The sequence below is a fragment of the Maribacter polysaccharolyticus genome (assembly GCF_028882255.1).
GTDB classification, from domain to species: domain Bacteria; phylum Bacteroidota; class Bacteroidia; order Flavobacteriales; family Flavobacteriaceae; genus Maribacter_A; species Maribacter_A polysaccharolyticus.
Map to the genome: position 1 here is coordinate 442,151 of NZ_JARBUY010000002.1, position 14,933 is coordinate 457,083.

Genomic DNA, 14,933 nt, shown 5'->3' on the forward strand with positions numbered 1-14,933 from the left:
CTTTGGGGTTTAATTTTTTTTAGGCGAAATTTACGCAAATTAGTGATACTACATGCAGCAGACTTCCGAACAATATGACGCCGTAATTAAGATATGTAGGGATTTATTCCAGAAAAAGATGAAAGATTACGGCAGCGCTTGGCGTATTCTTCGTTTACCTTCCTTGACCGATCAAATTTTTATCAAGGCACAACGCATTCGTGGGCTTCAAGAAAATGAGGTGCGAAAAGTGGACGAGGATGAGCGTTCCGAATTCATCGGAATCATCAACTATTCGATCATGGCCCTGATCCAATTGGAAAAAGGGGTGGTCGATCAACCGGATCTGTCCGAGCCGGAAGCAGTGGCGTTGTTCGATAAGCATGCAGCGATCACAAAATCCTTAATGGAGGACAAAAACCACGATTACGGGGAAGCTTGGCGCGATATGCGTGTCAGTTCCTTGACCGATCTGATCCTTCAAAAGCTCTTACGGGTTAAACAAATCGAGGATAATAAAGGGGCGACCTTGGTGAGTGAGGGTATTGATGCCAATTATCAGGACATGGTAAACTACGCCGTTTTTGCAATGATACATTTAAAAGAAAATTCCAAATGAAATACCTAGTCGGATTCAGTAGATTATTCGTTGGTTTGTTGTTTATTTTCAGTGGTTTCGTAAAGCTTAACGACCCTGTGGGCTTTACCTTTAAATTGGAGGAATATTTTAGCGAAGCGGTCCTAAACCTTACTTTTTTAACGCCTTACGCCCTTGCCTTTGCCCTTTTTGTGGTGGTTTTTGAAATCCTATTGGGCGTGATGTTGCTGTTGGGGTACAAGACGAAGTTTACCTTGTGGAGTTTGTTCCTGATGATCGTATTCTTTGGTTTTTTGACCTTCTATTCGGCCTATTTCAACAAGGTAACCGATTGTGGTTGTTTTGGGGATGCCGTGAATTTGACGCCTTGGGGCTCATTTACCAAGGATATGGTTCTGTTGGTGTTCATCGTCGTGTTGATCCTTGGAAAAAGATATTTAACACCGATTTTCGGAATTAACATAAGAAGGGGGATCACCGCATTGGCTTTGGTGTTCTGTGTGCTCTTTGCCCATCATGTTTTAAACCACCTTCCGGTAATCGATTTTAGGCCTTATAAGATCGGGGCCAATATCCCGGAAGGAATGACAATGCCCGAGGATGCCCAAAAGCCCGTTTTTGAATACGCATGGAAATTCAACGTCGACGGGGAAGAACAGGTCGTGGTTACCAACGGCGGGTACCCATCGGTGGACGGGGATTTCGTTGATGTGGAAACCACCGAGATCGTAAAGGGGTATGAACCGCCCATACACGATTTTACCATAGAACAGGAAGGGGTCGATTTTGCAGCGGAGCTGTTGGAAGAACCCAAATTGATGATGGTCATTTCCTATAATCTACAAAGTAGTGATCTAGAGGCATTCACCCAACTGGCCCGGTTGATCCCGAAAGCAAAGGATAATGGGTATAAGGTAATAGGAATGTCGGCCTCAGGTCCTGACAAAACCGCTGAATTGGTTAAAAAGTATAATCTTGATATCGAGTTTTATTTTACCGATGAGACGGCTTTGAAAACCGTAGTGCGTTCCAATCCCGGGGTGTTGACCTTAGAGAAAGGCACCATTACGCAAAAGGTACATTATAACGATTTGGACGATTTGATTTTTTAATCGGGATACAAATGCCGGGAAAAACAATGGGAAAAGGAATCAAAAAAATTTACATACTTCTGGTCTTATCTTCTTTTATGACGATACAGGCCCAAGAGCATTCTTTTTCAAAAGCGGCATTGAACGATGTTCTGTTGGATCTGGATGGGGAAGCGGTTACTTTTAAGTCCATCATCGATGCCCATGGCGGTAAAACCGTACTTTTGGATATCTGGGCCTCATGGTGCAAGGATTGTGTCGTAGCGATGCCAAAGGTAAAGGAGTTGCAAAGGGATTTCCCCGATATGGCAGTGGTGTTCATTTCCTTGGATAAGAATGAAGCCAGTTGGAAACAGGGAATCGAAAAGTTCAAGATAGCGAAAGGAGCACATTATTGGGCCAACGATGGTTGGAAATCGGAATTGTTCCAAGACATTGATCTGGATTGGATCCCCAGATACATGGTGCTGGATCCAGAAGGTAAAATTAAATTATATAAGGCCATAAAGGCAAGTGATAAATCGATTGTAGAACAATTAAGAAACCACACAAATCATGAGAAGTAAAATAGTAGCAGGAAACTGGAAAATGAATAAGAACTTGGCAGAGACCGAAGCCTTATTGGCAGAGGTTGCCGCAAAAGTACCGGATACCACCGCAAAGGTAATGGTAGCTCCGACCTTTGTAAACTTGGCCAGTGCCGTAAGCCAATTGGAAGATTCCACCATAGAGGTGATCGCCCAGAACATGCATTTTGCGGAAAGCGGGGCCTATACGGGTGAAATTTCCGCGGATATGTTATTGAACATCGGAATCAACACCGTTATTTTAGGCCACTCGGAACGCAGGGCTTATTTTGGGGAAACCGATGAGATCTTAGCGAAAAAAGTCAAAGCGGCCCTTGCCAAGAACATGACGGTAATGTTCTGTTTTGGGGAGGAGTTGGACGACCGTAAATCGGGCAACCATTTCAAGGTCGTTGAAAGCCAGTTGAAGAATGCCCTTTTCGCATTGGATGCCAAGGCATGGGACAGCATCATATTGGCCTACGAGCCTGTTTGGGCCATTGGTACGGGTGAAACGGCCTCTCCGGAACAAGCTCAGGAAATGCACGCTTTTGTACGTAAGACCATCGCTGCCGCATTTAACCAAGAGATTGCCGATAAGGTATCCATTCTTTATGGAGGTAGTGTAAAACCGGGCAATGCTGAGGAAATTTTCTCTAAACCCGATGTCGATGGTGGTTTGATCGGTGGTGCCGCTTTGGTAGCCGATGATTTTATTGCCATTGTAAAGGCGATCTAAGCCCAAGAATATTTGTAATTTTGATGCCCCTTGAATACCTGTATTTTAAGGGGCATTCTTTTCCCAGAAACCTGTAACTATGTCAAATACCGTTTATATTGAGTACAATTTCGAAATTTCACCCCTGCAACCCACGTCAGACATTCTGATCGCCGAATTGGGGGCGATCGGTTTTGAAAGTTTCGTGGAGCACGAAACCGGGATCCAGGCCTATATCCAAAAAGAGGACTGGAATTCCGATATGTTAAAAGAGGTAGGTATTTTGACCCATCCAGACTTTACCATCTCTTATAAAATCAAAGAGATTGAACAGGAGAATTGGAATGCGACCTGGGAACGGAATTTCAATCCGATCACTGTTGACAATGCCTGTGAGGTACGGGCCCCTTTTCATGAAAAGTCCAACGTTACCTACGATATCGTCATAGAGCCTAAAATGAGTTTTGGTACGGGCCACCACGAAACCACCCATATGATGTTACAGTTTATCCTTGGGCACGATTTTGAGGGGAAAAAAGTCCTGGATATGGGATGTGGTACAGGGGTTCTGGCCATTTTGGCGGAGATGAAGGGGGCAACCGCCTTGGATGCCATAGATATAGACAATTGGTGCTATTTGAATGCCTTGGAAAATGTGGAACGCAATAATTGTAAACATATCACCGTGTACGAAGGGGATGCTTCCCTGTTGAAAGATCGAAAGTATGAGGTGATCATCGCCAATATAAACAGGAATATACTCCTCGCCGATATTCCCGAATATGCAAAATGCCTTACCGAAGGGGGCGTACTGTTCCTTAGCGGTTTTTATAAAGAGGATATTCCTAAAATCACTGGGAAATGCAGTGAATATGGACTTCGTTTCGAAAAAAATCTTGAAAAAAATAATTGGGTTGCCGTAAAATATGTAATTTAGGGATTGTTATTCCGATTTTAAATACTGGATTATGGGCACTAAAGAGAAAACTTCGGAAGAATTACTGCTTAAGGAAGAAACCGTAAAGCAAAACGAAATCGTACTTTTCAATGATGACGTAAATACCTTCGATCATGTCATCAATACCTTGATCGATGTATGTGAACATACACCCGAACAGGCCGAACAATGCTCTTTGATTGTTCATTACAATGGTAAATGTACGGTAAAGACCGGTGAATACAACGATTTGAAACCACGGTGCAGCCGTTTACTGCAGGCGGGTTTGAGTGCGGAGATCGTCTGATCGGTTTCCCCCCCCTCTTATAATACAACTTTGTTGGCAATTGCCCTTGGGGATTTCCCATATCATTTCGTAACAGATTTAGCGCACTAAAAGATTATATTGCATTAGTGGGGCCTTAAACCATTGATTATTTTTAGTCCGTAATCAATCCGATAGAACCATGTCTACTTCTGATAAGCTCTCGATCAAGGAAAAAATAGGGTATGCCCTTGGGGATGGTGCGGCGAATATCGCATGGAGGGGGGTAGCCACTTTTTTGTTCATATTCTATACCGATGTATTTGGGTTGAGCCCCGTAACTGTTGGGGTACTTATGCTTGTTGCCCGTTTTAGCGATGGTATCAGCGATGTACTAATGGGCATTATCGGCGACCGCACCACTTCAAAATACGGGAAATTCCGCCCATGGATCTTATGGACGGCCATACCTTTGGCGGTAATCCTGTCCTTATTGTTCACAAGTCCCGATTTGGGCGAGACCGGAAAAATCGTTTACGCCTATGTTACCTATATCTTTTTTACTTTGATCTATACCGCGAACAATGTGCCTTATGGGGCCTTAATGGCGGTCATGACCGGTGATGATAAAGAGCGTACCAGTTTAGGGTCTTACCGTATGGTCGGGGCCTTCGGTGGAGGTATGTTGGTACAAGGGGCACTGTTGTTCTTGGTGGCCTATTATGGCAACGTAGACCCGACCATTGCCGTAGCTCCCTTGGATGACGATAAATTCAAGGTGGTGGTTTCGGCCCCCTCCGATGTAGAAAACGTGAATATCAAAACGGATGATGGGATCGCCAATTTCACTTGGGACGATACCCAAAATGTTATTGGGGATAATACACCCACTCCCGGCAAAAGTTTTTCCATGCAGGCGAATCAAGAGTATGCCTTTATTGTTGAAGGGGAACAAAACCTGACTGCGGATAAGCTCACCATAATCGATCAGAAGAAAGGATATGGCCGGGCCATGTACCTCATGTCGGTCTTTTTGGCCCTATTCATGTTCTTGACCTTCTATACCACCAAGGAAAGGATACAACCGCCAAAAGCACAGGAGAACAACCTCAAAAAGGATTTCAAGGACTTGGTTACGAACAAGCCATGGTTGGTTTTGTTGGCCATAGGGTTATTGTTCAATGTCTATAACTCCATCAAACAGGGTATCGTTATCATTTATTTTACCCATTACCTTAACGATCAACTCTTGGGGGCCTCTTTCTTGATCGGACTCATGATAGTATCGGTATTGGGGGCCATGGCAACGGCACCTTTGGGTAAAAAATTCGGGAAACGCAATCTTTTTATAGCGGCCTTGTTGTTTTCGGGAGGGGTAAATGCCTTGTTGTTCTTTTGCGGTCCAGAAGATATTACCGCAATATTCACCATTGGTATCCTCTCGGAATTCGCTGCCGCTATTTTACCAACCTTGTTTTTTGCCATGTTGGGCGATGCCGCCGATTATTCCGAATTCAAGAATGGACGAAGGGCAACCGGACTTATCTATTCCGCGGGTTCGTTCGCCACCAAATTCGGTGGTGGAATTGCCGGGGCGATCATCGGAATGGTCCTAGGGGCATTTCAATATAACGGTCAAGATGTCGACGCCATACAAGGGGCCATCCCGGGCATAAAAATGTTGATGAGTTGGGTACCCACAGTGATCACCGTCATCGCGGCAGGGTTCATGTTCCTGTATCCTTTGACCCAAAAGAAATTGGATGCGATCACCTTGGAACTTCAGAAAAGAAGGCTGCAAGAACGTACCCATAAACAGTAATTTGGAAACTAAAGGGAAGGCACATTCGGGGTAAGGCCATGGCTGTTCCCATAAAATAACAAAGCGATTAAAAACCTTAAAATTAGCAACATGAGATTCGGATACTTTGATGATCAGCATAGGGAATATGTCATCACCAACCCCCAGACGCCATATCCATGGATCAATTATTTGGGCAATGAGGATTTCTTTTCCTTAACGTCCAATACCGGTGGGGGCTATACCTTTTATAAGGATGCCAAATTCAGACGATTGACCCGTTACCGATATAACAATGTCCCTATTGATGATGGGGGGAAATATTTATATATCAAGGATGGGGATACCACCTGGTCCCCGGGATGGAAACCCATGAAGACCCCTCTGGATAGTTATGAATGCCGCCATGGGATGAGCTATACCAAATTCAATAGTTCAAAGAACGGGGTGCAAGCCCAGATCCTTCAGTTCATACCCTTGGGATTTTGGGGCGAGCTTCAAAAAGTAACCTTAAAGAACACCGCTTCCGACACCAAAAAATTAAAACTGTTTTCTTTTATCGAGTGGTGCCTATGGAATGCCGAGGACGATATGACCAACTTTCAACGTAACTTTTCCACGGGGGAAGTAGAGATCCAGGATTCCACCATTTACCATAAAACGGAGTTCAAGGAAAGACGTAACCATTATGCCTTTTATAACGTAAATGCCCCGATAGCCGGGTATGATACCGATAGGGAATCGTTCTTGGGACTGTACAATGGTTTTGATAACCCCGATGTCGTCAATGAAGGTAGCCCGAAGAACAGCGTGGCCCATGGGTGGTCGCCCATCGCATCGCACTATTTGGAAGTGGAATTGCTTCCGGGCGAATCGCGGGATTTTATCTTTATGTTGGGCTATGTTGAGGTCGACAAGCACGATAAATGGGAAAGTAAGTTGGTGATCAATAAAAAACCGGCCAAGGCCATGATGGCCAAATTCGATACGGTTGAAAAAATCGATGCGGCTTATGATGCCTTGCGGAACTACTGGGACCAATTGTTGGGCAAGATCACCATTCAATCGGGGGATGACCGCTTGGACCGGATGGTGAATATCTGGAACCAATACCAATGTATGGTCACCTTTAATATGTCGCGCTCCGCTTCCTTCTTTGAGTCGGGTATTGGGCGTGGAATGGGCTTTAGGGACTCCAATCAGGACCTGATCGGATTTGTGCACCAGATTCCGGAACGGGCCCGGGAACGCATTTTCGATATCGCATCAACCCAGTTCGAGGACGGCTCCTGCTACCACCAATACCAACCATTGACCAAAAAAGGGAATTCGGCCATTGGGGGCGATTTTAATGACGACCCCTTATGGTTGATACTTTCTACCACGGAATACATTAAGGAAACGGGCGATTTCGCACTCTTGGATGAAATGGTGCCCTTTGATAATGATCCCTCACGTGCCAAACCCCATTTCGACCATATAAAAGCCTCTTTCTACCATGTGGTGAATAATTTGGGTCCACACGGATTGCCCCTTATCGGGCGTGCCGATTGGAACGATTGTTTAAACCTGAATTGTTTTTCCGAAGACCCCAACGAATCGTTCCAGACCACAGGGAATAAAAAAGGCAGTACGGCGGAATCGCTGATGATTGCCGGACTTTTCGTGGTCTATGGGAAGGAATATGTGAAACTGTGCAGAAGGGTAGGTAAGGATACCAAGGCCGAAGCGGCCGAAAAGCATGTGAATGCCATGATCGAAGCCGTAAAAACCTATGGGTGGGACGGGGATTGGTACCTTCGTGCCTACGATTATTACGGGAAGAGAGTAGGCTCCAATGAAAATGAGGAAGGCAAGATCTTTATAGAATCCCAAGGATGGTGTACGATGGCCGGGATCGGTCAGGAAGAAGGTATGGTGGAAAAATCATTGAATGCGGTTAAAGCGCATCTCGATTGTGAATACGGAATCGTTTTGAACAGTCCGGCCTTTACCAAATACCATATCGAATATGGGGAGATTTCCACTTATCCTGCAGGTTATAAGGAAAACGGGGGCATCTTTTGCCATAACAACCCTTGGATCATGATCGGGGAAACCGTTTTGGGTAGGGGCGACCGGGCTTACGAATATTACACCAAGATAGCCCCTAGTTTCTTGGAGGATATTTCGGAACTGCACCGGGTAGAACCGTATGTGTATTGCCAAATGATCGCCGGTAAGGAAGCGTTCAAACCCGGGGAGGCCAAAAACTCTTGGTTGTCGGGTACCGCTTCCTGGAACTTTTTTGCGATTACCCAATACATCCTCGGCATAAAGACCGATTATGATGGCTTGGTCATCGATCCCTGTATTCCTTCAAAATGGGACGGATTCAAAATGACACGGTCATTTCGCGGGGCCATTTATCATATCGAGGTGCGGAATCCCGACCATATCAGTAAAGGCGTAAAGCGCATTTTGGTGAACGGGTCGGAAATCGCTTCCAAAACGGTTCCCATTCTGGAAGCCGGACAAGCGCATTCGGTACTGGTGATCATGGGATGACCTAATGGGGTAGTTTATCCTTGATCATCCCATAAACGAAGGTGCCAAGGAGGGCCCCAAAGATCACGATGAGCATGCTGAAAACGCCTGCACCCACCAAAATATACATGGGTCCCGGACATGCCCCTGCCAGGGCCCATCCCAAACCGAAAATACTGCCCCCCACAAGGTAGCGGGTAAACCCCTTTTCTTTAGGGATAAGGGTTATCTTTTTGCCCTCGATACTTTTGAGTCCGCCCTTTTTGATCAAAGCTACCCCGATGACCCCAAGGAATACGGCAGAACCGATGATCCCATACATGTGGAAGGACTGGAACTTGAACATTTCATAGATCCGGTACCAAGACACTGCTTCGGATTTTACCAATATGATCCCGAAGACCATACCTACGAATAGATATTTCAATAATTTCATGATGCTGTAAATATTAGGGGGAGAATAAAATGGGTCATGATCAGTCCACCGATAAAAAAGCCGATGACGGCCACCAAGGACGGTTTTTGCAGGTTACTCAGTCCGGAAATGGCATGGCCCGAGGTACAGCCCCCGGCATAGCGGGTACCGAAACCTACCAAAAATCCGGCAATGATAAGTATGGACAATCCCTTCACGGTCAATACCGCATCCCAATCATATATTTCCGAGGGCAGTATTGTCGCCCCTGCATTTTGGAACCCCAAACCTTTTAAATCGGTAATGGTGTCGGGCGAAAGGGCAATGGTAGCACCGTCAGAAAGGAAGTTTACCGAAATATAGCCCCCTAAGATAGCCCCAAGGACGACCACCAGGTTCCAGCGTTTGGACCTCCAATCGAATTTAAAGAAGTCGGCATATTTACCGGCCCCCCCGATACTGCATAGGGTTCTTAGGTTCGATGACATTCCAAAGGTTTTGCCAAAGTAGAACAACAGTAGCATGACCATGGTGATCAATGGCCCCGAAACATACCACGGCCAAGGTTGAAGAAGAATTTCCATATCAAAATTTTTGTGCAAATATAGGGGAATGGTTTTATTATGGGATTTAGGATAAGGTCGAGGCTTTATCAATTGGGAAAGCCCTTAAGAATGGAGCGGTATTAAAAGGTACGGCAATATATCCCGAATTTGGGGGTAATGGGTTTGTATTGAATTACTTGTAGGTTTTTGGGAGTACCCGGCCCTATGGGTTTCCCTTTTTTAAGGCAAAAGGACCCAAAAAGGAACCCAAAGTTAAAGATTAGTTAATAATGCCTTCATCTTAGCGCTGTAATATTGTCGGGTAACTCAACAAGACTATGAAAACATCGGATGCCGATTTGCTAATGTTGGCCAAGAAGGACAATGAGATTGCTTTTAAACAATTATATGACAGACACTGGAAAAGACTGTATGTGTTTTCATTTAAGTTCCTTAAGAATGAAAGTGAGGCAAAAGATGTGGTCCAAGAGGTATTCTGTATGTTATGGTCCAAAAGACGGGATTTGGAAATAAGGGAAGTGAAGCCTTATTTGTTCGCCTCTACAAAATTCAAATGTTTGGAATATTTGAAGAAAGAAAGATTGACCGTTTTCTTGAACCAGGTAAACCTCTTCATTCAAGATGACAGCCTTGAGAAAGAAATGAGTTTTAAAGACACACAGGTAAAGTTGCAAAGAGGTATAGATTCCTTACCCGAAAAATCCAAGAGGATTTTCACGATGAGCAGGTATCAAGAGTTGTCGAATAAAGAGATCGCCCATGAATTGGATATCTCCATAAAAACCGTCGAGTATCATATTACGCAGTGTATTAAGCGGTTGCGTTTGGATTTGGCCTCTTAGTCGGGTTTGTCGAAAAAAAATCAATTTATTGTTTAGGGTTAAGGCCTTTTTTTGACTCTTACCATATAGAGTCACATTACGATGAATGAAAAAGAACTAAGGGTCCTTATGGATAAGTATCTGGAAGGAACCTGTACCGAAAAGGAGAAAGAACTGCTTGATACGGTCCTTGATTCTTACGATGATCAAGCACATTCCGATTTGCATTTGGACAGGGAGCTTGACATAAAAAATGAAATCTACGCAAACATCATATCCAAAACCGGGGCAGGTGCAAACAGGAGGAATCCCCAAAAAGCAAATCCAAAAAAATGGATGAACATCGCGGCCTCTTTTTTAATAGTGATGGGAATAGGTGCAGCCTGGTATTTGAGTAAGGTGCCCAATACATCCATAGGACATAAAATGATAACCCAAACAACGGAATGGGGACAACGTACTACCGTGAACTTGAGCGATGGCACTATGATTTTGCTCAATTCGGGAAGTACGATAGAATTTCCCGATAGTTTTCAAACAGCTTCGGTAAGGGAGGTGAAATTGAATGGGGAGGCTTTTTTTGAAGTCGCCGAAAATCCTGAAAAACCATTTGTCGTCAAGACCGAAAATGTACGCACGACCGTACTGGGGACCTCGTTCAACGTCAATTCCTATGCATTCAATACCGCGATTTCGGTTACGGTGCGAACGGGGCGGGTACGGGTAAAGACTTCCCCGGAAAATGGGGTATGTATGGCAATGGCCCTCGGGCCGAACGAAAAAATGGAATATAACCGTAAAGACGGCAGTTTCTCCAAACACTTCGCGGAAAACGAGGATTATATGGATTGGAAGAATGGCATAATACGTTTTGACGACATCGATCTTTTGGAGGTTTCCAAAACGCTCTCCCGATGGTATGGTGTTCACATCGTTTTTGTCAATGAATCGCTTCAAAATTGTCATTTGACCGCCCGATATGAAAATGCCACATTACAAGTGGTTTTAGAAAGTATAAAATATGCCATCAAGGGAATGGATTATGAATATAAGGATGAAAATACCATTCTCTTTCTAGGGAATTGTACGAATTGAACCAAGCTAAACCAATTAAATAAAAAGCCTATGACATAAAACCCCCCATAAAAAAAAGCAGCCCGTGACACTTTGGCGAGAATCTACAGGCTGCAGCGATTAACGATTAATTAAATAACCATTAAATAGTATGTGAAGTTATGAATTCACCTTCAGTTAAACAATTTATAGCGTTGACAATGAAAATCTCTTTTGTTCTTGTGATTGTTGCGCTTTTGAACCCCGTTTTTGCATCGACGGCAAGAGCACAGAAATTAGAACACGTTACCATTGATCTATCAGTGAAAAACGCCTCCATTGAAGAAGTTATTGGGGATATCGAGAAGCAAACCTCTTTTAACTTTGTATATGGTCGTAGCATTTCCAGATTAGCGAATAGATATAGTTTCGATTACAACAATGTTTCCCTAAAGTCCATATTGGAACTATTGGCGAAAGATGCCGGGTTGGCCTTTAGGCGTATCGATGGGAATATTTCCGTCGATCGGCGGCCCAAGGCTGTGGAAAAGGTCACAGAAGTTATCTTTCAGCAGATAAAAGGGAGCGTTGTTGATGAAAACGGAAATCCCTTACCGGCTGCTTCGGTTACCGAAAAAGGGACTTCCAACGGTACGGCTACCGATTTTGACGGTAATTTTACCATGGTGGTAGGGCCCGATGCGATTCTTGAAGTGTCTTTTATCGGGTATGAGACCAAATACGTTACCGTTGGGTCGCAAACCACCCTAAAGATACAGCTTCAACCATCTTCCTCCAATCTGGATGAGGTAGTCGTGGTAGGTTACGGTACCTTGGCCAAAAAGAACATAACCGGGGCTATTGCCACCGTGGCTCCCGAGGAAATAGTTTCCCAGCCCAAGGCCAATGTTGTTGAAATGCTTGATGGCCGTTTGCCGGGAGTGCAGGTCATGAGCGATAATTCTCCCGGTGGGGGCACCTCCATAAGGATAAGGGGGTTCAGTACCATAAATAGCAATGATCCATTGGTGATTATCGATGGGGTTCCTGCTTCCAATGGGCTAAATGGGGTGAATCCTGTGGATATTGAAACGATACAAGTATTGAAAGATGCCGCCTCTGCCTCTATTTATGGATCCCGGGCCGCCAATGGCGTGGTGATCATAACCACGAAAAAAGGTGCGAAAACAGGGGGTGATTACGTGGTTTCTTTCGATAGTTATGCGGGGTTACAGTCCAATTACAATGTCCCTAGGATGTTGTCGGCCCAGGAATACGGGGATCTGTTGTGGCAGGCCACGATCAATGACGGGGGAACGCCATCCAATGATATCTATGGGGATGACCCAACACAGGCGGTCATACCCGAATGGTTGAACGATGAACAGACCCTTCCCAGTGATGATGTGGATTGGGTTAAGGAAATTATGCAGACCGCTGCCATCCAGTCGTACAACGTGTCTTTGGCCAAAGGTGACGAAAAAGGCCAGCAGCTATTTTCTTTGGGATATTTCAATCAGGAAGGACTTTTGAAATATACGGGATTTGAGCGTTATTCGGCCCGTTTCAATTCCAGTTTTAATATTGGGGATTTCCTAGTGATCGGTGAAAATTTCACTGCGAATTACAAGGAGCAGGTAGCCGCTAGTACCAACAGTGCCTTAGGGGGTATAGTTTTGAATGCCATGCAATTCCCGTCTATCGTACCGGTAAAGGATATCAACGGGGAATTTGGCGGTAACCCATTGAACGATATTTCAAACCCCTTAGGGGATCTTTATAGGAACAAAGACAATAAGCAGAAAAGGATACAGGCCTTGGGGAATATATATGCCAGTCTGTTTATAAAGGATTTTACCTTTAAGACGTCTTTCGGTTTGGATTATCAAAATTATAACCTAAGGGATTTTTCACCGACCTATGATGAGATCATCCCATCGAACAACACAAGTTCGTTGACCACGTACAATAGCTTTAACTACCAATTTTCATTTACGAATACCCTGAATTACAAAAAGGATTTCGGGTTGCATAATTTGGATGTACTTCTTGGTCAGGAGGCCATAGAATACAACTATGAAGGGTTCGATGCCTCCATCGACGACTTTTTGTATGAAGACACCAATTATAGGTATTTGAGCTACGGTACCGAAAATATGCTTAACTCGGGCAGTGCATCGGGTTGGGCACTCAATTCATACTTCGGAAGGCTTAATTATAATTATGATGAAAAATACCTTTTTACGGCATCGGTTAGGCGTGATGGAAGTTCGAGGTTCAGTGGGGACAATAAATGGGGTACGTTTCCGGCCTTTTCCATGGGTTGGCGCCTGGATCGGGAAGGTTTTTTCAATAATGACGGACTTTTGACTTCTGCCATGATTCGCGGTAGCTGGGGACAGACCGGGAACCAGGAAATTTCGAGTTATGCCACGGTGGACAGTTATAGGAACAACAATGCCAACTCCAATTATGCCATAGATGGCGCACAGGAGTCCGTTTCTGTCGGACTTACACAGTCCCGTATTCCGAATGCCGACCTAAAATGGGAAACCACCACCCAGACTTCCATTGGGGTAGACTTGGGCTTTTTGGAAAATAAGTTGGGGGTAACGGCCGACTATTATATTAAAAAGACCAAGGATATTTTGGTGTACAGTACGGTGCCTTTGACTTATGGGGGTACCAACGACGGGCAATGGGTCAATGACGGAAGGATGAAAAACTCAGGTTTTGAATTGAATGTCAATTATGCCGACCGTGCCGGGGATTTTGGGTATGATGTCGGACTGAACCTTACGGGTTCAAGGAATGAACTGACCGAATTGAGCACCTCGGATTATTTGGGCATTCCCAGTTCTTCATTGCATTCGGTGAATTTTGATCAAGAGATATCGAGGAGTGCGGTTGGGCAACCTTTGGCTTCTTTTTTCGGTTATGTTGCGGAAGGCCTGTTCCAAAACCAGGCCGAAATAGACAATTATGGCCTACAGCCCAATGCCCAACCCGGTGATATCAGGTTCAAGGATGTCGATGGTGACGGGGATGTGGATGCCGACGACCGTACCTTTATAGGTTCGCCCCACCCGGATCTACTACTGGGACTTAATGTGAAATTGAATTACAAAAAATTTGACTTGAGCCTGTTTTTTAGTGGTAGTTTCGGAAACGACATCTACAATTTCACCAAATTCAAAAACCATTTTTTCAACCAAGCGGCCTACAATAAGCAAAATATATTGGTAGATGCTTGGACTGAGAGCAATACCGATTCGAGTATTCCACGTCTTTCCTTGGATGATGCCAATAACAACATCCGTCAATCGACCTATTATGTAGAGAACGGATCCTACGTACGATTGAACAATTTACAATTGGGCTATAATTTCGATAAAGACCAATTGTCGGGCGTACAGCTTAGGATATACCTTCAGGGCAGCAATTTGTTCACCATAACCGATTATAGTGGAATGAATCCGCAAGTAGGGTTACAGAACTATAGTGGCTCGAACCGTAACCTGGATATTGGCATTGATCGTGGCCTATACCCACCGAGTAGAACGTTTGTTATTGGATGCAACTTAAAATTATAATACA

At 44.5% G+C, this 14,933-nt stretch carries 13 protein-coding genes; 11 read left to right on the top strand and 2 right to left on the bottom strand.

All coding sequences use genetic code 11. The annotated features are described in order from the left end of the window. Positions 1 to 52: 52 nt before the first annotated feature. The 8 genes from PHU20_RS07845 to PHU20_RS07880 all read left to right on the top strand — a co-directional run bounded on the left by PHU20_RS07845 (position 53) and on the right by PHU20_RS07880 (position 8,502). Positions 53 to 598: a DUF1599 domain-containing protein gene (locus PHU20_RS07845; RefSeq protein WP_274824802.1), complete on the top strand. Its 546-nt coding sequence runs from the start codon at positions 53 to 55 to the stop codon at positions 596 to 598. After that, positions 595 to 1,689 (top strand): BT_3928 family protein, encoded by a 1,095-nt coding sequence (locus tag PHU20_RS07850; protein ID WP_274824803.1) that lies wholly within the window; start codon positions 595 to 597, stop codon positions 1,687 to 1,689. Before PHU20_RS07845 ends, PHU20_RS07850 begins: the two co-directional genes overlap by 4 nt. 11 nt (positions 1,690 to 1,700) lie before the next feature. Then, positions 1,701 to 2,234, top strand: coding sequence for a TlpA family protein disulfide reductase (locus PHU20_RS07855; RefSeq protein WP_274824804.1), 534 nt, complete (start codon positions 1,701 to 1,703; stop codon positions 2,232 to 2,234). Further along, complete coding sequence (tpiA, locus tag PHU20_RS07860) at positions 2,224 to 2,973, top strand: triose-phosphate isomerase (protein ID WP_274824805.1); 750 nt, start codon at positions 2,224 to 2,226, stop codon at positions 2,971 to 2,973. Before PHU20_RS07855 ends, tpiA begins: the two co-directional genes overlap by 11 nt. 79 nt (positions 2,974 to 3,052) lie before the next feature. After that, positions 3,053 to 3,889: a 50S ribosomal protein L11 methyltransferase gene (gene prmA, locus PHU20_RS07865; protein WP_274824806.1), complete on the top strand. Its 837-nt coding sequence runs from the start codon at positions 3,053 to 3,055 to the stop codon at positions 3,887 to 3,889. 31 nt (positions 3,890 to 3,920) lie between these two features. Beyond that, positions 3,921 to 4,196, top strand: coding sequence for an ATP-dependent Clp protease adaptor ClpS (locus PHU20_RS07870; RefSeq protein ID WP_274824807.1), 276 nt, complete (start codon positions 3,921 to 3,923; stop codon positions 4,194 to 4,196). A gap of 160 nt (positions 4,197 to 4,356) precedes the next feature. Then, positions 4,357 to 5,976: an MFS transporter gene (locus PHU20_RS07875; RefSeq protein ID WP_274824808.1), complete on the top strand. Its 1,620-nt coding sequence runs from the start codon at positions 4,357 to 4,359 to the stop codon at positions 5,974 to 5,976. A 90-nt stretch (positions 5,977 to 6,066) separates the two neighbouring features. After that, positions 6,067 to 8,502: a glycoside hydrolase family 94 protein gene (locus tag PHU20_RS07880; RefSeq protein WP_274824809.1), complete on the top strand. Its 2,436-nt coding sequence runs from the start codon at positions 6,067 to 6,069 to the stop codon at positions 8,500 to 8,502. Position 8,503: 1 nt separating this feature from the next. On the opposite strand, the gene PHU20_RS07885 is transcribed toward PHU20_RS07880, so the two are convergent. Together PHU20_RS07885 and PHU20_RS07890 are read right to left on the bottom strand one after the other, a co-directional pair. Further along, a complete protein-coding gene (locus tag PHU20_RS07885; RefSeq protein ID WP_274824810.1) occupies positions 8,504 to 8,917 on the bottom strand; it encodes a DUF6691 family protein in 414 nt (137 codons plus the stop codon). Next, positions 8,914 to 9,480, bottom strand: coding sequence for a YeeE/YedE family protein (locus PHU20_RS07890; protein ID WP_274824811.1), 567 nt, complete (start codon positions 9,478 to 9,480; stop codon positions 8,914 to 8,916). Before PHU20_RS07890 ends, PHU20_RS07885 begins: the two co-directional genes overlap by 4 nt. Before the next feature lie 299 nt (positions 9,481 to 9,779). Between PHU20_RS07890 and PHU20_RS07895 the strand changes: the two genes are divergently transcribed. The 3 genes from PHU20_RS07895 (at position 9,780) to PHU20_RS07905 (ending at position 14,929) form a co-directional block, all read left to right on the top strand. After that, positions 9,780 to 10,304: an RNA polymerase sigma-70 factor gene (locus PHU20_RS07895; RefSeq protein WP_274824812.1), complete on the top strand. Its 525-nt coding sequence runs from the start codon at positions 9,780 to 9,782 to the stop codon at positions 10,302 to 10,304. An 81-nt stretch (positions 10,305 to 10,385) separates the two neighbouring features. After that, positions 10,386 to 11,378 (top strand): FecR family protein, encoded by a 993-nt coding sequence (locus tag PHU20_RS07900; protein WP_274824813.1) that lies wholly within the window; start codon positions 10,386 to 10,388, stop codon positions 11,376 to 11,378. A 179-nt stretch (positions 11,379 to 11,557) separates the two neighbouring features. Then, positions 11,558 to 14,929, top strand: a complete 3,372-nt coding sequence (locus PHU20_RS07905) for a SusC/RagA family TonB-linked outer membrane protein (RefSeq protein ID WP_274824814.1) — start codon at positions 11,558 to 11,560, stop codon at positions 14,927 to 14,929. The last annotated feature ends 4 nt before the right edge of the window (positions 14,930 to 14,933 follow it).